We start from the raw sequence: 19,356 nt of genomic DNA, 5'->3' as shown, positions 1-19,356 counted from the left end.
TATTGCCGGCATCCGTCGAACGCTGTAACCGACTGCCATGGACTTTTCCTGGCAGTCGGCGATCGCGATTCTCGAGGTCGTCTGGATCAATATCATCCTGTCCGGTGACAACGCCGTCGTGATCGCGATGGCGTGCCGGGGGCTGCCGCCCAACCGACGGCGCATGGGTCTCGTGCTCGGCGCGGGTGTCGCGATCCTCCTGCGCATCGTCTTCACCGTGCTCGTCGTCCTACTGCTGCAGACGCCGTTCCTGCGCATCGTCGGCAGCCTGCTGCTGCTGTGGGTGGCGGTGAAGCTGCTGGCCGAGGAGAGCGAGGAGGACGAGGACGCGGTCAAGGCGAACGACAAGCTCATCGCGGCGATCTGGACCATCGCCGTCGCCGACATGGTGATGAGCCTCGACAACGTTCTCGCCATCGCCGCCGTGGCCAAGGGCAACACCATGATGCTGGTGCTCGGCCTCGTCATCTCGATCCCGCTGATCGTTGCCGGCGCGACCCTGATCATGGCCCTCCTTGCCCGGTTCCCGATCCTCATCTGGGCCGGCGCCGCCCTGCTCGGCTGGGTGGCCGGCGAGATGATCGACAGCGATCCCTTCCTCGTCGGCCGCTTTGGCGAGGAGACAATGCATCATCTGGAATACGTCTTCGCGACGGCCGGCCTCGTCATCGTCGTGGCCCTCGGCTGGCTCATCCGGCGCCGGAACGAGGCCAAGGCGGGCCACGGCCACCCGTGAGCACGCCTGCGCCCGTCGCCGACCGCGTCACGCGGGACGGCCTGCTCCAGGGCGCGCGGCTCACCGTTCCCCTGTGGCCGGGGATCAGCGTCTTCGCCATGGCCTACGGCACCGCCGCCGTGCAGAAGGGCCTCTCGGTGCTCGAGGCCGTGCTGGCCAGCGGCATGGTGTTCGCCGGCGCCGCGCAGCTCGTGGCGCTGGAGCTGTGGACCGACCGCTGGACGCTCGCCGGCATCCTCCTCGTCAGCGTCGTCACCTTCACGGTGAACGCGCGCATCATCCTGCAGGGCGCCTCGCTGCAACCCTGGCTCGTGCAGATTCCCGGCCGCATCACGTGGCCGAGCCTCGCCTTGCTGACGGACGCCAACTGGGTCATCTCGGAGCGCTACCGGGCCGAGGGCGGCAAGGACGCAGGCGTCATGATCGGCGCCGGCCTGATGCTCTGGATCGTGTGGACGATCACGACCCTCCCAGGCGCCCTGCTCGGCAAGCTGGTGCAGGACCCTTCCCGCTTCGCCATCGACCTCGTGCTGCCGGTGTTCTTCTCGGCGATGGCGGTGCCGCTGTGGAAAGGTCGGCGCGACACCATCGCATGGACGGTCGCCGGCGCCGTGTCGCTGGCGACGTGGTGGCTGGTGCCCGGCTATTTCTTCATGGTGACGGGGGCGCTCGCCGGCGCCGTCACCGGCGCGCTGCTGGGACGCCTCGACCGTGGCTGATCCGCTCCTCGGCCTCTCCGCCGGCAACATGGCGGCCATCGTCGGGATGACGGTGGCGACCTACCTGTGCCGCACGCTGGGCGTGCTGCTGATGGCGCGCGTCCCGCTGACGAAGCCGGTGCGCGACGGCCTCGCCGCCCTCCCGGGTTCCATCGTCGTCGCCGTCGTGCTGCCGCTCGCGGTCAAGGCCGGGCCGACGGGCATCCTCGCGCTGGCGGTCGCCATTGGGAGCATGCTGGTGCGCCGCAACGAGCTGCTCGCCCTGCTGCTCGGGCTCTCCAGCGCCATCGTGGCGCGGGCTCTCGGCTTCTGAGGCGCCCTCAGCGCGACAGGCGGTCCTTGATCTTGCGGATGAGCAGGTCGCGCACGGCGCGGTAGGCGTCGAGCGTCTGGTCGCGCGAGCCCTGCACGAGCGTCGCATCCGGCATCGGCCAGTACTCGACGTCGACGGCGGAGGTGCGGGTCAGCTCCAGCGCCCGGTGGTGCGCCTCGGGACTGAGCGAGACGATCAGGTCGAAGTTCAGCCCCTCCCAGTCCTCGAGCTCCTCGAGGGTGCGGGCCCGGTGCTTGCTGGCGTCGATGCCGATCTCGTCGAGCACCGCGACCATGAACGGGTCCGTCTCGCCCTTCCGCACGCCCGCGGACTGGACGTAGACCGACTTGCCGAAGAAGTGGCGGGCGATGGCCTCGGCCATGGGCGAGCGCACGGCGTTGAAGGCGCAAGCGAACAGCACCGCGCCGACGCGGCGGCCGGGAACCGTGTCCGGGGCGTCCACGGCTCAGCGCTCCCCGCCGGGTGCGCCCCGGCACGGCCGCCGAACCGCCTGGCCCCCCGCGCGCAACGGCTCAGCCTTTCCAGTGGAGGGCGGTGATCAGCGTGAAGAGGCGCCGGGCCGTGTCGAAGTCGACCTCGATCTTGCCGTCGAGCCGCTCCATCAGGATCGTCGCGGCCTCGTTGTGAAGGCCCCGCCGGCCCATGTCGATCGCCTCGATCTGGGCCGCGCTCGCCGTGCGGATCGCGGCGTAGTAGCTCTCGCAGACGAGGAAGTAGTCCTTCACCACGCTGCGGAACGGCGCCAGCGACAGGATGTGCGTGATGATCGGCGTCCCCGCCGGGTCGCGCACGTCGAGCGCCAGCTTGTTCGAGACGAGCGAAAGATGCAGGGCGTAGGGACCGCCGTCGTGGTTCGGCAGGCCGAAGCTGTTGGACTCGATCAGGTCGTAGACGGCGACGGCCCGCTCGTGCTCCTGCTCGGGCGCGCCCCGGCCGATGGAGACCTCGTCCAGCGTCACCGCGACGAGTCGCCGGCGCGTGCGGTCCTGCGCGTCGTGCCGGTGCGTCATTCCCTCACCCCAGGTTGAGCCTCGCGGCGACGGAACGGGCATGGGCCTCCAGCCCCTCGGCGCGGCCAAGCGCGATGGCCGCGGGACCGATGGCGCGCAGCGCGTCCGCCGAGCACTTGAGGATGGAGGTCCGCTTCATGAAGTCGAGCACCCCGAGCCCCGACGAGAACCGCGCCGAGCGCGCCGTGGGGAGCACGTGGTTCGGACCGCCGACATAGTCACCCACCGCCTCCGGCGTGTGCGACCCAAGGAAGATCGCGCCAGCGTTGCGGATGCGGGCGGCCAGCGCTTCGGCGTCGGCGGTCTCGATCTCGAGGTGCTCCGGGGCGAGGCGGTCGACGAGCGGAATCGCGTCGACGAGCGACGGCACGAGGATGATGGCCCCGAAGTCGCGCCAGCTCGCGCCAGCGATGTCGGCGCGCGGCAGCGTGCGCAGCCGCCCCTCAACGGCAACGGCGACGGCGTCCGCAAGCTCGGCGCTGTCGGTGACGAGGATCGCCTGCGCCGCCGTGTCGTGCTCGGCCTGGGCGAGGAGATCGGCCGCGATCCAGTCGGGGTTGGCCGTGGCGTCGGCAACCACCACCACCTCCGAGGGTCCGGCGATCATGTCGATGCCGACCTGCCCGAAGACGCGCCGCTTGGCGGCGGCGACATAGGCGTTGCCGGGGCCCACGATCTTGGCGACCGGCGCGATGGTGGCCGTGCCGTAGGCCAGCGCCGCGACGGCCTGGGCGCCGCCGATGCGGTAGATCTCGTCCACCCCCGCCACCTTCGCTGCCGCGAGCACGAGGGGGTTGAGCACGCCGTCGGGCGTGGGCACCACCATGACGATGCGCGGAACGCCGGCGACGCGCGCCGGAACGGCGTTCATCAGCACCGAGGACGGATAGCTCGCCGTTCCACCCGGCACGTAGAGACCCGCTGCCTCCACCGCCGTCCAGCGATGGCCCATCTCGACGCCCAGCGCGTCCGTGAAGCGCTCGTCGGCGGGCTTCTGCCGGCGGTGATAGGCCTCGATCCGCTCGTGCGCCAGCTCCAGCGCCGCCAGCGCCTCCCGGTCGCAGCGCGCGACGGCGGCCTCGACCTCGGCCGGCGTGACCCGGAGGCCGGCGGCGGTGACGTCCAGCCGGTCGAAGCGGCGCGTGTAGGCGACGACCGCCTCGTCGCCCCGCGCGACGACGTCCTCGATGATCGCCTTCACCGCGGCGTCGACGTCCTCCGAGACCTCGCGCTTCATGGCGAGGAGCGCGGCGAAGTCGCGCGGGAAGGAGGGAGAGCGGGCGTCGAGGCGCAGGGCCATCGGAAAACCTTCAGTTGCCGGTGCCGGAGCCGGTTTCGGTGTCGTGGGCAGGAGCGCTGGTGGTCTCCCACACGGGGCCGAGGTCACGCAGCTGGCACTCCAGGCACTCGACCTCCAGGCGGATGGCGGCCCCGCCGGAAAACACGAGCGTGACCGCCCCCGACGGGTCGTCCGACACCTCGAAGGTCACCGCGAGAAGGTTCAGCACCGCCTCCGGCTCGCCGGTGCGAACCTTGGACTGGCGCACGCGCGACACCCGGTCGAAGTGCAGGCCGGTGCGGCGGCGGCGGCGCAGGCCGTCGGCGGCGCCCTCCCAGTCGAACCGGTTGCAGACGAGGGCGAACCGCTTCTCGCGCGGCAGCCACGCCATGTCGGCGATCTTGACGACGGCGTCCTGCAGGTGTGCCGACACGACCGCGAGGTCGTCGGCATCGAGGGCGACGAGCTTGAGGGCGTCGGTGGGCGCTTCGGACTTGGACGGCATGCGATGGGGTCCCGGGGCCGCGGCTCCTGCGCCGTCCCTGTAGCCGGGCCGGCCACGCCGCGCAACGGGCAGCCCGCTCGCCACCCCTCTTCCAGCCTCCGCCGATGGTCGCCGGGTGACACGAACCGGGCGGGCCCGGCGCGCGCTGGCGATCTCCGGGTGGCGCGAACCGGGCAGGCCCGGCGCGCGCTGGCGATCTCCGGGTGGCGCGAACCGGGCAGGCCCGGCGCGCGCCGCTACTTTTCGCCCGACAGCCGCTCGACCACCGCGCCGCAGGCGCCGAGCTTGCGTTCCAGCTGCTCGAAGCCGCGGTCGAGGTGATAGACGCGGTGGACGATCGTCTCGCCCTCCGCCGCCAGCGCGGCGATGACGAGCGACACCGAGGCGCGCAGGTCGGTCGCCATCACGGGAGCTCCCTTGAGGGCGGGGACGCCCTCGACCACCGCGAGATCGCCGTCGAGCCGGATGCGCGCACCGAACCGCGCCAGTTCCTGCACGTGCATGAACCGGTTCTCGAAGATCGTCTCGCGGATGCGGGAAACGCCCTTGGAGCGGGTCATCAGCGCCATGAACTGGGCTTGGAGGTCGGTCGGAAAGCCCGGGAAGGGCGCGGTCGTCACGTCGACCGGCGCGATGCCGTGGCCGTTCCGGTAGACCCGGATGCCGTCGTTCGTCGCCGTGATCTCGGTGCCGGTCTCCACCAGCACGTCCAGCGCCGACTGCAGGAGGTCGGCGCGCGTGCCGTCGAGGGTCACGTCGCCGCCCGCCATGGCCACGGCCATGGCATAGGTCCCGGTCTCGATGCGGTCCGGCAGCACCCGGTGGCGGGCGCCGGAGAGGTACGTGACGCCCTCGACGACGATCCGCTCCGTCCCGGCGCCCTCGATGCGGGCGCCCATCTTGACGAGGCAGTCGGCGAGATCGACGACCTCCGGCTCCCGCGCCGCGTTCTCGATGACCGTGGTCCCCCGGGCCAGCACGGCGGCCATCAGCGCCGTGTGCGTGCCGCCCACCGTCACCTTGGGGAAAACGATCTCCCCGCCTCGCAGTCCGTTCGGCGCCCTCGCCACGGCGTAGCCGGCGTCGATGTCGATCGTCGCGCCAAGGCGCTCCAGCGCCATGAGCAGCAGGTCGACCGGCCGCGTGCCGATGGCGCAGCCGCCGGGGAGCGACACCCGGGCCTCGCCCATGCGGGCGAGAAGCGGCGCGATGACCCAGAAGCTGGCGCGCATCTTGGACACGAGTTCGTAGGGGGCGGTCGTGTCGACGATCTCGGCTGCGCTGAGGCGGATCGTGTCACCCGTGATCTCGCTCTGGCCGGCGCGCTTGCCGTCGATCGAGGCATCCACGCCGTGGTTGCCGAGGATGCGCATCAGAAGCCGCACGTCCGAGAGGCGCGGCACGTTTTCCAGCACAACCGTCTCGGGCGTCAGGAGGCTGGCGATCATCAGCGGCAGGGCCGCGTTCTTCGCCCCGGAGATGGGGATGCTCCCTGTCAGCCGCTGCCCACCGACGATGCGGATGCGATCCATGTGCGCTCTCTCCTGGCCGGGGTGCGGGCGGGCGGCGCCAGTGGCGTCCCGATTGTCCGCACCTGCGCGGTGAATTGCGGCGCGGACGGGGCAGCGCCGGGCGAAGCGGGGGACATTGAGCAGAGTGTGGCCGATTCGTCACGACCACGGGACTGAGGACGAGAAAAGGCCCCGCCTCAGGCCGGTTCGTCGTCCGACGGCGGCCCGCCGTTGTCCCGTCGGCCTGCCGGCGCAGGGGCCGGCTCGTCGACCTTTCGCGCCCGTTCCTGCGCCTTGCGGCGCTTGAGGTTCTCCCGCAGCGCCTGGGCCAGACGCTTCCTGCGTTCCTCGTCCGCCCGTCCGGTGCTCACCGCCATCCCTCCGCGGAACGTGCCATCGTTCCGCCAGCCTCCTGCCGCAAGCGACAGGATGACGCAATCGGCTTCAGCATTGCTCCGGATTGCGCCAAAGGCCGTCGGATGCCATCTGGTCGGTCGACAATCTGTTGGTGGGCCATGGATTACCAGCGTTTCTTCAGCGACGCCGTCGACGCGCTCAAGGCCGAGCGCCGCTACCGCGTCTTCGCGGACATCGAGCGCGTCGTCGGGCGCTTCCCGAACGCCCTGCGGCACACCCCCGAAGGCGTGCGCCCGGTGGTGATCTGGTGCTCCAACGACTATCTCGGCATGGGCCAGCACCCCGCCGTCATCGAGGCGATGGCGACGACGGCCCGGCAGATGGGGGCCGGAGCAGGCGGGACACGCAACATCTCGGGCACCCACCACCCCATCGTCCGCCTCGAGGCCGAGCTCGCCGACCTGCACGCCAAGCAGGCCGCCCTCGTCTTCACGTCCGGCTACGTCTCGAATGCCACCGGCATCGCCACCATCGCCCGGCTGATCCCGGACTGCCTGATCCTTTCCGACAGCCTCAACCACAACTCGATGATCGAGGGCGTCCGCACGGCGGGCCGCGACAAGGCGATCTTCCGCCACAACGACGTGGAGCACCTCGAGGATCTCCTGCGCAAGGCGGGCAAGGAGCGTCCGAAGCTCGTCGTCTTCGAGAGCGTCTACTCGATGGACGGCGACATCGCCCCCATCGGGCGGATCTGCGACCTTGCCGAGCGCTACGGCGCCATGACCTACATCGACGAGGTGCACGCGGTCGGCCTCTACGGCCCCCGAGGCGCCGGCGTGGCCGAGCGCGACGGCGAGATGGGCCGGATCGACGTGATCGAGGGCACGCTGGGCAAGGCCTTCGGCTGCCTCGGCGGCTATATTGCCTCGTCCTCCGCGGTGATCGACGCCGTCCGCTCCCATGCGGCGGGCTTCATCTTCACCACGGCCCTGCCGCCCGCCGTGGCGGCCGCCGCCGAGACCGCGGTGCGTCACCTCAAGGCCTCCGGCGAGGAACGGGCGCGCCATCAGCAGCAGGTCGCGCGCACCAAGGCCGCGCTCGCCGCCGCCGGCCTGCCGGCGCTCGACACGCCCACGCACATCGTGCCGCTGATGGTGCGGGACCCCGAACTGTGCAAGGCGGCCTCCGACCGCCTGCTGGAAGTTCACGGGCTCTACATCCAGCCCATCAACTACCCCACCGTTCCCCGCGGCACGGAGCGGCTGCGCATCACGCCCACCCCGTTCCACGACGACGCCCTGATCGCCGAACTGACCGACGCCCTCGTCGAGACGTGGAGGCATCTCGGCCTGCCCTTCGAGACCGACATCCGGCAGGTGGCGGCGGAGTAGGCCCGGCCGCCAGCGGCGCAGCCCTGCGCGCCGACACGGCAGTCGTGGGTCATCCTTCTCCGGCGCCACGAGGGAACGGGCGTCCCCGCGGGCGTCATTCGTGCCCCGTTCACCCCCTCGCACTTTTCCCCGGCCGCGTGCTTGCACCGCCCGACCCCTTGTGGCAGTAATCGCGCCGCTTCGGCCCCTCCCCTTCGAGCGGGCCCTTCGCTGCCGTAGCTCAGTGGTAGAGCACTCCCTTGGTAAGGGAGAGGTCGAGAGTTCAATCCTCTCCGGCAGCACCAGCCAAACCATTGAAATCGCAGAAATCGCTTGCAAACCAAGGCGTGCAATACGATTATCCGATACAAAGCTCGATACAAAATTGGAGAGATCGATGGCCCTGCCTCGGCACCTTCAACGCGTCGGCGACGTCTACAAGACCCGCCTGATTGTGCCTGCCGATCTGCGCGCGATCGCAGGCAAGCGGGAGTTCGTCAAGTCGCACGGGACTGACCGCAATCGCGCTCTACGCCATCACCCGGAGACGATAGCCGGCTTCCTCAACGCATTGGACGCCGCACGCGCCAAGGCAGCAGGCGCGAAGACGCCCGCCCCTTCCGCGCCTCGTCGTCTCGATCATCACGAGCTCGCCCGCGAGCACTACGCCACCGAGCTCGCGATGGACGAGGCGCACCGCGACCGCTTCCCGGAACCGGAGCTCGATCCCAAGACTCGCGACGTCTACGAGAAGCGGCTCTGGTCCGTGGTGCAGGGAGACACCGACACCGAAGAGACCGACGCACTGATCGGTTGGGCGATCAACCGGCTCGGTTCGCTGGCACCGAAGATCGGCAGTCCGCTCTGGCGCACGCTGGCCGTCGAACTGGCGCGGACACAGATCGAGGTCTTGCGGCGCCAGCGCGAACGCGACGAGGGCAAGCCCGAAGGCAAACCGACGGCGCTGGTCCTACAGCCGCCGGAGAAGCGCGCCACGAAGGTCAAGATCGACGACCTCGTGACGGACTACATGACGGAGGCCAAGGCCGTCGGGAAAGGCGCAGCTGCCGAGAAGCGATGGAAGCCGGTCTTCGAAAACTTGAAGACCTTCCTGAAGCACGACGACGCAGCCCGCATCACGCCCAAGGACGCAGCCGCGTGGAAAGCCGATCTGATCGCGCAGGGATTGGCGCCGAAGACCATCGGCGACGTCTACCTTGCCGCCGTGCGTGCGGTGTTCCGTTGGGCGCGCGAGAACCACAAGATCGAGGCGAACCCGTTTGCCGACACCCGCATCAAGGGCAAGCGCAAGATCATCAGCCGAGAGCTCGGCTTCACTGATGACGAGGCCAGGGCGATCCTCAAGGCGGCGCAGAGCTACACCAAGCCGACCCGCGAGTCGCAGCAGATGGCAGACGCGAAGAAGTGGATTCCACTTTTGTGCTGCTACACGGGATGCCGCGTCGCAGAGGCCGCGCAGCTGACGCGGGAGCATGTCTTCCTCGACGCGCCGATCCCCTACATCCGGATTTCGCCAGCTGACGGATCGGTGAAGACCGGCCTCTATCGCGACGTGCCGCTGCACCCTGCGATCCTCGCTTCCGACTTCCCGGCGTTCGTGCGCACGGTCAAGGCCGGTGCGCTCTTCCACAACGGCGAATCGGACAAGGCGGCTTCGACGACAGCCGGTCAGGTGAGCGAGTGGGTTCGTGGTCTCGGCGTCCTCCCGAAAGAGGTCCAGCCGAGTCACGGCTGGCGTCATCGCTTGAAGACCGTCGGCCGCAGCGTCGGCATGGACTCCCGAGTGCTCGACGCCATACAGGGTCACGCGGCTCGCTCAGCCGGCGACGACTATGGCGACGTCGACCTAAAGGCAAAGATCAGGAATCTCAGGAAGATGAAGGCGATCGAGCTCTAGGTCGCCACTTGCAATTCACATTCTCTAGCGTATAATAGTGACCAATCGCCGGATTAACCGGCGAAGAGACTACACGCACACACACAAGAACCGAGCGCCTTGAAGTGACGCCATCCCGGCGTCGCGCTGATCTTGTGTGTTTGCTGATGTTTGGCTTCGGCCGTCGAAAGAAGATCGAAGAGAAGGCGAGCTCCGGGATCGCGATCCCTGAGCCTTGGCTGTCCGAGCTCTTCGGCGCAGTCCCGACCCTTTCCGGTGCCTCAGTGACGCCCGAGAGCGCGATGCGCGTTCCGGCCGTCAAGGCGTCCGTCGAGCTCATCTCTTCCACCGTAGGCACGCTCCCGGCGAAGGTCTTCCGACGCTTTCCCGAAGGCGGCAAAGAAGCCGCAACGGACCATCCGGCCTACGCCCTCGTTCATGACGACGCGAACGACTGGACGTCTGCGCACGCCCTTCGCACGCAGCTGACGATCGACGCGCTGCTTCGCGGGAACGGCTTCGCCTACGCGAACCGCGTGAACGGTCGGATCGTCGAGCTCGTGCGCCTGACCGGCGTCGAAATCCTCGTCGACGACGTGACCGGCGAGCCGGCCTATCGCGTCGACGGTCGCATCTACCAGCGCACCGAAATCCTGCACATCGCCGCTCCGGTCAGCTTCGACGGCATCACCGGCGTCTCGCCGGTCACGCTGGCCCGTGAAGCGATCGCCCTGGCCCTCGTGCTTGAACAGCACGCCGCGAACCTCTTCGGCCGTGGCGCCCGTCCTTCCGGCATCCTGCGCTTCCAGAAGGCGCTTCCCGCAGAGGTCGCGGCACGCATCCGTGACGCGTGGCACACCGCACACGGCGGCTCGAACTCCGGCAAGACTGCCGTGCTCGAAGAGGGCGCCGAGTTCCAGCAAATCGCCTTCAACTCGGTCGACGCGCAGTTCGCCGAAATGCGCACCTTCCAGACCCTGGAAATCGCCCGCGCCTTCCGCGTCCCACCGCACATGCTCTTCGAACTAGGCCGCGCGACGTGGAGCAACAGCGAACAGCAGAACCGCGAGTTCCTACAGACGACGCTTCTGCCTTGGCTTCGCGCTTGGGAAGCCGCCTATCGCCGGCTTCTCCTGACGCCGGAGGACCGCGCCGAGCATTCGATCGAGTTCGTGGTCGACGATCTCCTGCGCGCCGACACGGCGTCCCGCGCCACGGCCTACGCCGCACTTCGTCAGGCCGGCGTCATGACCGCGAACGAAATCCGCGCCCTCGAAAACCTTCCGGCCCATCCCGACGGCGACATGCTCGACAACCCGGCGATCGCCACGACCAGCAATCAGGAAACGCCATGAACCAGCACGTCGCATTCATCGGCGACGGCGAGCGCACGCTTCGTCTCACGCCGAACATGATCGGCGAACTCGAACGCAAGCGCGGCGCAGGAATCGGCCTGATCTTCCGGCGTCTCGTGTCGAACGAGTTCGCCCTCGCCGACGTGTCCGAGACGATCCGACTCGGACTCATCGGCGGCGGCACGCTGCCGGAGGACGCCGACGCTCTGGTGAAGGTCTACATCGCCGAGCGTCCGCTCGCGGAAAGCTATCCCCTGGCCCTCTCCATCCTCGAACGCGTGTGGTTCGGCGCCAGCGGTGCCGATCCCCTCGACGTGCAGATGGTCGAGGAAGCGAAGGCGATGGAAGACGTCCTTCAGGCCGGTGCGTCGGAGGGTCTTCTCTGATGACCGACCGGCTCGAATTCAAGGCCGCGCTCCACGTCAACGACGCCGGTGAGATCACCGGTCTCGCATGGCCCTTTGGCACCGCCGATCGCGTTGGCGACGTCATCACGAAAGGCGCCTTCACCGGCGCCCCTGACCGTCTCCCGATGCTGTGGTCGCACGATCAGGCACAGGTCATCGGCGTGTGGGACTCGATCACCGAGACTGACGAAGGCCTGTCCGTGAAGGGCCGGCTTCTTCTCGACGTCGAGCGCGCCCGTGAGGTCCGCACCCTCGTGAAAGAGGGCGCCGTGTCCGGTCTCAGCATCGGCTTCCAGACCAAGACCGCAGCCGCACGCAAGGGCGGCGGTCGAACCATTTCGGCGCTCGATCTCGTCGAGGTCAGCGTCGTTGCCGTCCCGTGCCATCCCGGCGCGCGGATCACTTCAGCCAAGGCCGCAGGCGCGGCCGACAACATGGGGTCCAACTTGGACATTGAAAACAAGGGCGCCGCGCCTGAACTCGCGGCTATCGAGACGAAGCTCGCCGACCTCGCCGGTGAGGTGAAGTCCGTCGCCGCGATCGGCGACCGGCTGGACAAGATCGAGGCCCGTCTGAACCGTCCGGCCGCTTCCAGCGAGAAGCCGGAAGGCGCCGAGAAGAAGGCCTTCAACATCTACGTGCGCCGTGGCGTCGAGCGCGCCTCGCCCGACGAGGTGAAGGCGCTCCGCGTCGCCTCGGACACCGCTGGCGGCTACCTCGCCCCGGAAGAGTTCGGCAACGAGATCCTGAAGGCGCTGGTCCAGTATTCCCCGATCCGCTCCTACGCCCGCGTCGTCGCGACCGGCGCCAGCGAGATCAAGTATCCCAAGCGCACCGCTTCGACGGCTGCGACGTGGGTGGCCGAGACTGCTGCGCGCACGTCGTCTGAGCCGGCCTATGATCAGATGACGATCACGCCGTTCGAGCTCGCGACCTATGTCGACGTCTCGACGCAGCTGCTCGAAGACAACACCTATAACCTCGAAGGCGAACTCGCCGCCGACCTCGCCGAGCAGTTCGGCAAGACGGAGGGCGCCGCGTTCGTGAACGGCACCGGCACCGGCCAGCCCGTCGGCCTGCTGACTGCCGCCGGCATCACTGAGGTGAAGACCGGCAACGCGTCGAGCTTCGCCGCGTCGAATCCGGCCGACGTGCTGATCAAGACCTTCCACGCTCTGCCGCAGGCGTTCGCCCAGAATGGCGCTTGGCTGATGAACCGGAACACGCTCTCGACCGTGCGCCAGTTCAAGGACGGTCAGGGCCGCTATCTGCTGGTCGACCCGCTGGCCGACGGAATGCCGATCACGCTTCTCGGCCGTCCCGTCGTCGAGGCGATCGACATGCCCGACGTCGCGGCGAACGCGACGCCGATCCTGTTCGGCGACATGTCGGGTTACCGCATCATCGATCGCGTCGGCCTGTCGGTCCTGCGTGATCCCTACTCGCTCGCCACGACCGGCCAGGTGCGCTTCCACGCCCGTCGCCGCGTCGGCGCTGCCGTCACCCATCCCGATCGCTTCGTGAAGATCAAGGTCGCGGCGTAACCGCGGCCTCTGGTCTCTGAAAGGAATTCCACATGGCAGTTTCATCCGCAGCGAAGTCGAAGGTCTACATCTGCACCTCGACCACGATCCCGACGACGCTCTCGGCGTTCAAGGCGCTGACGTGGGTCGAGGTCGGCGAGGTCATGGAAGTCGGCGAGTTCGGCGACGAGTCGGACGTGATCGAGTTCACGGCCCTCGGCGATGCCCGCGTTCGCAAGTTCAAGGGTCCGCGTGATGCCGGCACTCTGGAGATCACTTGCGGTCGCTCGCCGAACGACGCCGGTCAGATCGCGGTTCGCGCCGCCCTGAACGACGACTTCGATCGCCCCTTCAAGATCGTCCTCAACGACAAGCTGACCACCGGCGGCACGCCGACGGGCTTCTATTTCGGCGGCTCGGTCCTCGGCATGAAGACCAAGGTCGGCAACGTGAAGGATATCGTCGAGGACACGATCACGATCGGCGTCAACACGGCGATCCTCGAAGACGTGGCGACCTAAGCCCATGTCGCTCGCAGCCGAAACCGTGACGATCTCCCTCGGCGACGAGGTGCTGCATCTGCGGCCGACGCTGCGTGCGGCAACCCGTCTGCATCGTGCACACGGCTCCTTCGACGTGGTGCTGCGCGGCATTGCCGAAGGCAACACCACGATCCTAGTGAGCGTCCTGCGCGAAGCTGGCAACGCACCGGCCGCAGCCGCATGGCTGAGCTCCCTCGACCGTGTGCCGCTCGCCAGCCTCGTCGGGACGCTTCAGGCGCCCCTTCTCTCGGTTGTTCTCGCGATGGCGGGCATCGAGGAAGGGGCGCTCTCCCTTGCTGACGACGAAGACGACGAGCCGACCGAAGCGCCCGACTTCAACGCGCATTTCCTGCGCCTCTATCGCATCGCAACCGGCTGGCTCGGATGGCCTCCGGCGCAGGCTTGGGACTCGACGCCGATCGAGATCGTCGAGGCCTACAAGGGCCGCATCGAACTCCTGAACTCGATCTTCGGCACCGGCGACCAGAAGCCCGACTCGAACCTGACGCCGGAGGACAAGCTCCGCGCGATCTTCGCGTCGATCGGCACGCGTAAGGAGGCCGCATGATCCGCGCCCCTTACGTCTGCCAGTGCTCCAAAGTCGTGAAGTCCGGCACGCGCTGCGCCTGTCGCGCTGCCGGCGATCTGGAACGCAAGCGCCGCTTCGACGCGACCCGTCCGTCGGCCCGCGAGCGCGGCTATAATTCTCGTTGGGACAAAGCTCGCAAGACGTTCCTGGCCCATCATCCGAAGTGCGAGATGTGCGGCGCCGTGGCGTCCGTCGTCGATCATCGCATCGCGCATAAGGGCGACCAGAAGCTCTTCTGGAACTCCGCCAACTGGCAGGCCCTTTGCGCGCCCTGTCACAACTCCCGAAAGCAGTCGATCGAACGGAGGGCAGCGTCATGGCGCTGACCATCTTCAATCCGCCGCTGCCGCCGTCTGTCGGCCTCAAGCGCCGCCCTGAGGTGAAGCTTCTCAAGGCTGAGTTCGGCGACGGCTACACGCAGATCGCCCGCGACGGCATCAACCACATTCGCATGACGGTCGAGCTTCAATGGGACGCTCTGACCGCGACGCAGGCCGTCTTGATCCTGAACTTCCTCGAAGAACGCGGCGGCGATCAGGCCTTCCTCTACACGCCGCCGGGCTTCTCCACGGCGCGCAAGTGGCGTTGCGAGGAATGGGAAGACACCGCGATCAGCGCCAACGGCTATCGCTCGGTTCGCGCCGTCCTGCGCGAAGACTTCAACGCGAGCTCGTGACCATGGCCGTCGACGAGTCGAAACTCAGCATCAAGTCGCAGGCCGAGAGCTCGACGAACGACGAAAGCCCCGAGCTCGCCCTCTGGTGTGCCGTCATTCGTCAGGCGGTGTCCGATGCCGTCGACAGCGTGGCGAGCGACAGCGTGTCAGCGGCCGCACGACAGAAGGCCCGCGTCTGGTTCGTTCGCAAGGGAAAGGACTTCCGTGAGGTCTGCACTCTGGCCGGCGTCGATCCCGATCAGGTGCACGCGGCAATGACCAAGCGCATCGCCGATGCCGACGGGATCACCATCGAAGAAGCACTCGCCCGCTACAACCCTCGGCCGGAACACAAGCGCCTGAACGTTGACTTCAACGCGCCGGCTCCCGAGCACAAGCGCGGACCTCACGGTCGAACGATCACCTACGCTGGCCGCACGCTCACGGTCTCTCAGTGGGCAGCGGTCACGGGTCTCAACCGCAAGACGATTGCGGAGCGTCTTGATGCCGGTCTCTCACTCGACGAGGTGTTCTCGGAGCGCATCATTCGCGGCGAACCCTACACGTTCAACGGTCGCACGCTCACCGCGAACCAGTGGGCCGCAGAGCTCGGCATCTCCGAGCGCATCATCCGCCATCGCATCGCGAACAACCTTCCGCTCGACATGCCACTCGGCAAAGGCGGCAACCATCGCGCGCCGATTGAGCTGACGCATGACGGAAGAACGCAGTCTGTTGTCGTCTGGGCAGATGAACTCGGCATCTCGGCAACGACGATCTATGAGCGGCTGAGAAAAGGCTGGCCGATCGAGCTCGTCCTCTCACCGAAGGACCAGCGGCTGAACAACGGTGCACCGCGAACGGTCGGCGCCGAAGCCGAGCCTGCACTAGCGCTCACAGTCCAAACCATCGAGACCGAACCCGAGCCGATCAAGCGTCCCGGCCTGCTGAGCAGGGCGCGGGGGTGGGTCGCAACTTTCCTCAAGGCAGCAGGGACCGGCGCGGGTTCCGTCGCGCGAGATTGAGCCGAAACAGAGTTCCATGATCATCACAACCGCTGACCTGTCCGTGTTCCTCAACCTCATGCCGGAGGGCGACGCCGAGCGCTTCCCGGAGACGGATGACCAGTATCTCGACGCCATCCGTGAGGCCGCAGAGGACTACGTTCGCGCATTCCTGGCCGAGCCCTATCGCAGCGCCGTTGGCGTGGTGACCAACGTCGGCACCGAGACCGAGCCCGAGTTCGTCCTGACGTTCAACACTGGTGGAAGCGATCCGCAGCCCTTCGACATGCCCGAGCCGATTCGGCACGCGGTCAGGCTCGTCGGATCGCACCTCTATGAAGCCCGTGAGGTCGTCACCATCGGCGCCCCGATCCGGGAGATGCCGCTCGGCGTCGCAGAGCTCTTGCTTCCCTATCGGGGCTTCACCTTCTGATGACGACGCTCCGCAACCTTCAGCGCCGTCTCGACGCCATCCCGAAGGCGGTCCGCGACGCGGTTCAGCCCGCTCTGGCGCAGAGCGGCGACGAGCTCGCCGGCGCCGTGAAGGCGCTCGCGCCGGTCGATGAGGGCAAGCTTCGGGACTCGGTTGCCGTGACGCTGCCGGGACAGACGACGCCGGCCTATTCGCAGCCGGGAGGCTCGAAGACCGCTGGTCCGCTCGAAGTGCTGGTGACCGTCGGCAACAGCGACGTCCGCTATCCGCACCTCGTCGAATACGGGACGAGCAAGGCGCCTGCGCAACCCTACTTCTGGCCTGCGTTCCGGCTGCTGCGGAAGCGTCTTCAGAACCGGATCAAACGCTCGATCGGCAAGGCGGTCCGCAGCAAGTGGGGCGCCGGCAAATGAACGCCATGCTTGCCCTACAGGGCGCGCTTCGCACGCGCCTGATCGAGACTGAAGCGGTGACCGAGCTCGTCGAGCCGAACGCCATCTTCGACCGGCATTCCCGGCCCGAGCGCTTCCCCTGCGTCGTCATCGGCGAGGGTCAGGCGATCGTCGAGAACGCCGACTTCGCGCGCCGTCTGGTCCGCGTCTTCTTCACCGTTCACGTCTGGTCGCGCGAGGTCGGAACGACGCACGCGAAGGCCATCACCGGCGCCGTCGCAAGCGCCCTCAAACCCGAGTTCGATCATGTCGAAGGTCACAAGGTTCTCGATCTGGTTGTCGCATCCGCTCGCTTTCTGCGCGATCCCGCTGGCGAGCATTCTCACGCGGTTCTGACCGTGGAAGCGCTCGTTCAGGAGGCCGTGTAATGATCCGTCCCGGAAAGCTCGACCGCACCATCACGGTCCTGCGCAGCGTCGAAGACCTCGACGTCTACGGCGTCCCGGTTCCCTATTGGAGCTCCGTCGCACTGCTGCGCGCCGAACTCGTCGAGCAGTCGCTTGCGGACGTGAAGGCAGACGCCGGGTCGCTCTCGAATCGCGTCATCGTCCTGCGCTGCCGCTGGGCGGCAATCACGCTCGACGATCGCCTTGAGTTCGAGGGTCAAACCTTCGCGCCGGTGTCGCTGGTCGAGATCGGCCGGCGTCGCGGCCTTGAGATCAAGGCCATCGCGCGAGGTGCGTCGTGAGGGGAACGAAGCCCGCAACCATTAGGCCAGGAACGTCGTCGGTGAAGTCTGCGCCGAAGGCCCCGGCGTGGTTGTCGAAGGACGCAAAGGCCGAATGGAGCCGCGTCGTGCCGGTGCTCGTCGAGCGCCGCGTTCTGACCGACGCGGACCTCGGATGCGTCGAGGCCTACTGCGTCGCGATCGGTCGCGTCCGTGAGTTCGAGCGGCTGATTCAGTCCGGCGACGGCGATCTTCTGCGCCTTGTGCGGGCGCAGGACAAGAGCACGCAGACCGCGCGCCAGCTGGCCGCCGAGCTCGGCCTCACGCCGGTCTCGCGCAGCCGTCCGACGATGCGTGACGAAGACGAGGATGAAGACCTTGCCGGTCTCGACCTCTAACGTCACCGCGCCCGCTTGGGTTCTCGACGACACGCCCATCGCCGATCCGCTCGGCTACGGTCAGCGTGCGGTCGACTTCCTGCGGATGCTGCGCCATCCCAAGAGCACGGCGCAGGGCCGCGCCTTCGAGCTCCCGCGCTGGCAGGAGCGGATCGTTCGTGCCGTCTATGGTCCGCGTGACGAGAACGGTCAGCGCTTGGTGCGCACCGTCGCGATCCTGATCCCGCGTGGCAACCGCAAGACGTCGCTCGGCGCCGCTCTGTCGCTGCTGCACCTCATCGGTCCCGAGCGCATGAACGGCGGGCAGATCGTCAACGCGGCTGCGGACCAGAAACAGGCGCGGATCGCCTTCGAGGAAGCTGCCGGCATCCTGCGTGCCGATAGCCGGATCGAGAAGCGCCTCACGTTCATGGATTACCGCAACCGGATCGCGCACCCGAAGTCGGGATCGGTCCTTGAGGCGATCTCCAGCGATGGCGCAACGCAGCACGGTCGCACGCCGACCTTCGTGCTCGCCGACGAGCTCCACGCGTGGAAGAAGCGCGAGCTCTGGGACGTGATGCGCACCGGCTTGGTGAAGGTGCCGGGGTCGCTTCTGGTCGTGATCAGCACGGCAGGACGCGGCCAGGATCACGTCGCCCATGACGTCTACGACTACGCGCGGAAGGTGCAACGCGGCGAGATCGTGGACCCTGCGTTCCTGCCCGTCATCTTCGAGGCGCCGAAGGATGCCGACTGGCGCGATGAATCCATCTGGCGCGCGGTCAATCCCGGCCTGTCGTGCAACCCGCCCTTCCCGGACATCAACGGCCTGCGCCAGCTGGCCCGCGAGGCAGAGAGCCGCCCCGCTGATCGCGAGGCGTTCCGGCAGCTGCACTTGAACGTGTGGCTCGATCACTCGGCCGAGCCCTTCGTCGACATGGCGACGTGGGATGCTGGCGCCGGTTCGATCGACTTCGACGAGCTCGTCGGTCGCCCCTGTTGGCTCGGCGTCGACCTCTCGTCGACGACGGACCTCACGGCGATCGTCGCAGCGTGGCGGGATGGCGAAGACGGCTACATCGTCCGGCCGTGGTTCTTCTGTCCGCGCGACAATCTGCGGCGCCGTGCCGACAAGGATGGCGTCCCCTATCCGGCATGGTCGGACGAAGGCCACATCACTGCGACGCCGGGGAACGTCGTCGACTTCCGCGCCGTCGAGGACACAATCCGCGACCTATGCGAGCGCTACGACGTGCGTGAGATCGCCTTCGACCCGCACATGGGCCGGGTTATGATGGCGAACCTTCTGGAAAGTGGACTGCCCGTCGTCGAGATGCGTCAAGGCTGGGTCACGATGGCCCCGGCGATCAAGGAACTCGAGCGCGCGATCATCGCCGAGCGCCTGCGCCACGGAGGTCACCCGGTCCTTCGCTGGAACGTCTCGAACATCGCGGTCGAGACCGACAAGGCAGGCAACAAGAGCTTCCATAAAGGCAAATCAACGGACCGCATCGACGGCGCCGTGGCGATGGCGATGGCGGTCGCACGCGCCTGCTACGGCGGCAACGAGCGGTCCGTCTACACCGACACCAACGCACGGCCGGAAGGCCTGTTGATCTTCTGAAGGA

General features: G+C 67.8%; 25 protein-coding genes and 1 tRNA gene. 20 read left to right on the top strand and 6 right to left on the bottom strand.

Annotation, left to right across the window (positions count from 1 at the left end; genetic code table 11):
* Positions 1-37: 37 nt before the first annotated feature.
* From ACX9GQ_RS02130 to ACX9GQ_RS02120, 3 genes are read left to right on the top strand one after another with little or no spacing between them, the layout of a single operon-like run.
* On the top strand, positions 38-736 hold the full coding sequence (locus tag ACX9GQ_RS02130; protein WP_459627880.1) for a TerC family protein: 699 nt from the start codon (positions 38-40) through the stop codon (positions 734-736).
* Positions 733-1,455 carry an AzlC family ABC transporter permease gene (locus ACX9GQ_RS02125; protein WP_459627879.1) on the top strand — a complete coding sequence of 241 codons (723 nt, stop codon included), beginning with the start codon at positions 733-735 and terminating at the stop codon, positions 1,453-1,455. The genes ACX9GQ_RS02130 and ACX9GQ_RS02125 overlap by 4 nt, the downstream gene beginning before the upstream one ends.
* Positions 1,448-1,768, top strand: a complete 321-nt coding sequence (locus tag ACX9GQ_RS02120; RefSeq protein WP_459627878.1) for an AzlD family protein — start codon at positions 1,448-1,450, stop codon at positions 1,766-1,768. Before ACX9GQ_RS02125 ends, ACX9GQ_RS02120 begins: the two co-directional genes overlap by 8 nt.
* A gap of 7 nt (positions 1,769-1,775) precedes the next feature.
* On the opposite strand, the gene ACX9GQ_RS02115 is transcribed toward ACX9GQ_RS02120, so the two are convergent.
* From ACX9GQ_RS02115 to ACX9GQ_RS02090, 6 genes are all read right to left on the bottom strand, one after another.
* Positions 1,776-2,231, bottom strand: coding sequence for an arsenate-mycothiol transferase ArsC (locus ACX9GQ_RS02115; RefSeq protein ID WP_459627877.1), 456 nt, complete (start codon positions 2,229-2,231; stop codon positions 1,776-1,778).
* A 70-nt stretch (positions 2,232-2,301) separates the two neighbouring features.
* On the bottom strand, positions 2,302-2,799 hold the full coding sequence (locus ACX9GQ_RS02110; RefSeq protein ID WP_459627876.1) for a UPF0262 family protein: 498 nt from the start codon (positions 2,797-2,799) through the stop codon (positions 2,302-2,304).
* Between the two features lie 4 nt (positions 2,800-2,803).
* Positions 2,804-4,099 carry a histidinol dehydrogenase gene (hisD, locus tag ACX9GQ_RS02105; RefSeq protein WP_459627875.1) on the bottom strand — a complete coding sequence of 432 codons (1,296 nt, stop codon included), beginning with the start codon at positions 4,097-4,099 and terminating at the stop codon, positions 2,804-2,806.
* Positions 4,100-4,109: 10 nt separating this feature from the next.
* Positions 4,110-4,583, bottom strand: coding sequence for a DUF2948 family protein (locus tag ACX9GQ_RS02100; protein WP_459627874.1), 474 nt, complete (start codon positions 4,581-4,583; stop codon positions 4,110-4,112).
* Between the two features lie 236 nt (positions 4,584-4,819).
* Complete coding sequence (gene murA / locus ACX9GQ_RS02095; protein ID WP_459627873.1) at positions 4,820-6,115, bottom strand: UDP-N-acetylglucosamine 1-carboxyvinyltransferase; 1,296 nt, start codon at positions 6,113-6,115, stop codon at positions 4,820-4,822.
* Positions 6,116-6,291: 176 nt separating this feature from the next.
* Positions 6,292-6,471, bottom strand: coding sequence for a hypothetical protein (locus ACX9GQ_RS02090; protein ID WP_459627872.1), 180 nt, complete (start codon positions 6,469-6,471; stop codon positions 6,292-6,294).
* Between the two features lie 138 nt (positions 6,472-6,609).
* Here ACX9GQ_RS02090 and hemA point away from each other — a divergent pair, with 138 nt between their 5' ends.
* The 17 genes from hemA to ACX9GQ_RS02005 all read left to right on the top strand — a co-directional run bounded on the left by hemA (position 6,610) and on the right by ACX9GQ_RS02005 (position 19,352).
* The gene (gene hemA / locus ACX9GQ_RS02085) at positions 6,610-7,845 is read left to right on the top strand and encodes a 5-aminolevulinate synthase (protein WP_459627871.1); all 1,236 of its coding nucleotides are present in this window, start codon (positions 6,610-6,612) and stop codon (positions 7,843-7,845) included.
* A 209-nt stretch (positions 7,846-8,054) separates the two neighbouring features.
* Positions 8,055-8,129 (top strand) — tRNA-Thr (locus ACX9GQ_RS02080).
* Positions 8,130-8,221: 92 nt separating this feature from the next.
* Positions 8,222-9,742: a hypothetical protein gene (locus tag ACX9GQ_RS02075; protein ID WP_459627870.1), complete on the top strand. Its 1,521-nt coding sequence runs from the start codon at positions 8,222-8,224 to the stop codon at positions 9,740-9,742.
* Positions 9,743-9,846: 104 nt separating this feature from the next.
* Entirely contained in the window at positions 9,847-11,076 is a 1,230-nt protein-coding gene (locus ACX9GQ_RS02070) for a phage portal protein (RefSeq protein WP_459627869.1), read from the top strand.
* Positions 11,073-11,462: a gene transfer agent family protein gene (locus tag ACX9GQ_RS02065; RefSeq protein WP_459627868.1), complete on the top strand. Its 390-nt coding sequence runs from the start codon at positions 11,073-11,075 to the stop codon at positions 11,460-11,462. Before ACX9GQ_RS02070 ends, ACX9GQ_RS02065 begins: the two co-directional genes overlap by 4 nt.
* Positions 11,462-13,027 carry a phage major capsid protein gene (locus ACX9GQ_RS02060; RefSeq protein WP_459627867.1) on the top strand — a complete coding sequence of 522 codons (1,566 nt, stop codon included), beginning with the start codon at positions 11,462-11,464 and terminating at the stop codon, positions 13,025-13,027. Before ACX9GQ_RS02065 ends, ACX9GQ_RS02060 begins: the two co-directional genes overlap by 1 nt.
* A 32-nt stretch (positions 13,028-13,059) precedes the next feature.
* A complete protein-coding gene (locus ACX9GQ_RS02055) occupies positions 13,060-13,527 on the top strand; it encodes a hypothetical protein (protein WP_459627866.1) in 468 nt (155 codons plus the stop codon).
* Between the two features lie 4 nt (positions 13,528-13,531).
* On the top strand, positions 13,532-14,116 hold the full coding sequence (locus tag ACX9GQ_RS02050) for a hypothetical protein (protein ID WP_459627865.1): 585 nt from the start codon (positions 13,532-13,534) through the stop codon (positions 14,114-14,116).
* Positions 14,113-14,463, top strand: coding sequence for an HNH endonuclease signature motif containing protein (locus tag ACX9GQ_RS02045; protein ID WP_459627864.1), 351 nt, complete (start codon positions 14,113-14,115; stop codon positions 14,461-14,463). The genes ACX9GQ_RS02050 and ACX9GQ_RS02045 overlap by 4 nt, the downstream gene beginning before the upstream one ends.
* Positions 14,454-14,813 (top strand): phage tail protein, encoded by a 360-nt coding sequence (locus tag ACX9GQ_RS02040; RefSeq protein ID WP_459627863.1) that lies wholly within the window; start codon positions 14,454-14,456, stop codon positions 14,811-14,813. Before ACX9GQ_RS02045 ends, ACX9GQ_RS02040 begins: the two co-directional genes overlap by 10 nt.
* Positions 14,814-14,815: 2 nt before the next feature.
* Entirely contained in the window at positions 14,816-15,817 is a 1,002-nt protein-coding gene (locus tag ACX9GQ_RS02035) for a hypothetical protein (RefSeq protein WP_459627862.1), read from the top strand.
* Between the two features lie 16 nt (positions 15,818-15,833).
* Positions 15,834-16,229: a head-tail connector protein gene (locus ACX9GQ_RS02030; RefSeq protein WP_459627861.1), complete on the top strand. Its 396-nt coding sequence runs from the start codon at positions 15,834-15,836 to the stop codon at positions 16,227-16,229.
* On the top strand, positions 16,229-16,642 hold the full coding sequence (locus ACX9GQ_RS02025; protein ID WP_459627860.1) for an HK97-gp10 family putative phage morphogenesis protein: 414 nt from the start codon (positions 16,229-16,231) through the stop codon (positions 16,640-16,642). Before ACX9GQ_RS02030 ends, ACX9GQ_RS02025 begins: the two co-directional genes overlap by 1 nt.
* Entirely contained in the window at positions 16,639-17,049 is a 411-nt protein-coding gene (locus tag ACX9GQ_RS02020) for a DUF3168 domain-containing protein (protein ID WP_459627859.1), read from the top strand. Before ACX9GQ_RS02025 ends, ACX9GQ_RS02020 begins: the two co-directional genes overlap by 4 nt.
* Positions 17,049-17,369: a head-tail adaptor protein gene (locus ACX9GQ_RS02015; protein WP_459627858.1), complete on the top strand. Its 321-nt coding sequence runs from the start codon at positions 17,049-17,051 to the stop codon at positions 17,367-17,369. Before ACX9GQ_RS02020 ends, ACX9GQ_RS02015 begins: the two co-directional genes overlap by 1 nt.
* Positions 17,366-17,746 (top strand): phage terminase small subunit P27 family, encoded by a 381-nt coding sequence (locus tag ACX9GQ_RS02010; RefSeq protein WP_459627857.1) that lies wholly within the window; start codon positions 17,366-17,368, stop codon positions 17,744-17,746. Before ACX9GQ_RS02015 ends, ACX9GQ_RS02010 begins: the two co-directional genes overlap by 4 nt.
* Entirely contained in the window at positions 17,718-19,352 is a 1,635-nt protein-coding gene (locus tag ACX9GQ_RS02005) for a terminase large subunit (RefSeq protein ID WP_459627856.1), read from the top strand. Before ACX9GQ_RS02010 ends, ACX9GQ_RS02005 begins: the two co-directional genes overlap by 29 nt.
* Positions 19,353-19,356: the final 4 nt, after the last annotated feature.

Source organism: Alsobacter sp. R-9, assembly GCF_054612375.1.
This window is presented reverse-complemented; position numbering and strand designations above follow the sequence as displayed.

Bases quoted from the DNA above. Each gene is read 5' to 3' on its own strand.
- ACX9GQ_RS02130 (WP_459627880.1), top strand. From the start codon at position 38: ATGGACTTTTCCTGGCAGTCGGCGATCGCGATTCTCGAGGTCGTCTGG.
- ACX9GQ_RS02110 (WP_459627876.1), bottom strand. From the start codon at position 2,799: ATGACGCACCGGCACGACGCGCAGGACCGCACGCGCCGGCGACTCGTC.
- hisD (WP_459627875.1), bottom strand. From the start codon at position 4,099: ATGGCCCTGCGCCTCGACGCCCGCTCTCCCTCCTTCCCGCGCGACTTC.
- ACX9GQ_RS02100 (WP_459627874.1), bottom strand. From the start codon at position 4,583: ATGCCGTCCAAGTCCGAAGCGCCCACCGACGCCCTCAAGCTCGTCGCC.
- murA (WP_459627873.1), bottom strand. From the start codon at position 6,115: ATGGATCGCATCCGCATCGTCGGTGGGCAGCGGCTGACAGGGAGCATC.
- ACX9GQ_RS02090 (WP_459627872.1), bottom strand. From the start codon at position 6,471: ATGGCGGTGAGCACCGGACGGGCGGACGAGGAACGCAGGAAGCGTCTG.
- hemA (WP_459627871.1), top strand. From the start codon at position 6,610: ATGGATTACCAGCGTTTCTTCAGCGACGCCGTCGACGCGCTCAAGGCC.
- ACX9GQ_RS02075 (WP_459627870.1), top strand. From the start codon at position 8,222: ATGGCCCTGCCTCGGCACCTTCAACGCGTCGGCGACGTCTACAAGACC.
- ACX9GQ_RS02065 (WP_459627868.1), top strand. From the start codon at position 11,073: ATGAACCAGCACGTCGCATTCATCGGCGACGGCGAGCGCACGCTTCGT.
- ACX9GQ_RS02060 (WP_459627867.1), top strand. From the start codon at position 11,462: ATGACCGACCGGCTCGAATTCAAGGCCGCGCTCCACGTCAACGACGCC.
- ACX9GQ_RS02055 (WP_459627866.1), top strand. From the start codon at position 13,060: ATGGCAGTTTCATCCGCAGCGAAGTCGAAGGTCTACATCTGCACCTCG.
- ACX9GQ_RS02050 (WP_459627865.1), top strand. From the start codon at position 13,532: ATGTCGCTCGCAGCCGAAACCGTGACGATCTCCCTCGGCGACGAGGTG.
- ACX9GQ_RS02045 (WP_459627864.1), top strand. From the start codon at position 14,113: ATGATCCGCGCCCCTTACGTCTGCCAGTGCTCCAAAGTCGTGAAGTCC.
- ACX9GQ_RS02040 (WP_459627863.1), top strand. From the start codon at position 14,454: ATGGCGCTGACCATCTTCAATCCGCCGCTGCCGCCGTCTGTCGGCCTC.
- ACX9GQ_RS02035 (WP_459627862.1), top strand. From the start codon at position 14,816: ATGGCCGTCGACGAGTCGAAACTCAGCATCAAGTCGCAGGCCGAGAGC.
- ACX9GQ_RS02030 (WP_459627861.1), top strand. From the start codon at position 15,834: ATGATCATCACAACCGCTGACCTGTCCGTGTTCCTCAACCTCATGCCG.
- ACX9GQ_RS02025 (WP_459627860.1), top strand. From the start codon at position 16,229: ATGACGACGCTCCGCAACCTTCAGCGCCGTCTCGACGCCATCCCGAAG.
- ACX9GQ_RS02020 (WP_459627859.1), top strand. From the start codon at position 16,639: ATGAACGCCATGCTTGCCCTACAGGGCGCGCTTCGCACGCGCCTGATC.
- ACX9GQ_RS02015 (WP_459627858.1), top strand. From the start codon at position 17,049: ATGATCCGTCCCGGAAAGCTCGACCGCACCATCACGGTCCTGCGCAGC.
- ACX9GQ_RS02005 (WP_459627856.1), top strand. From the start codon at position 17,718: ATGAAGACCTTGCCGGTCTCGACCTCTAACGTCACCGCGCCCGCTTGG.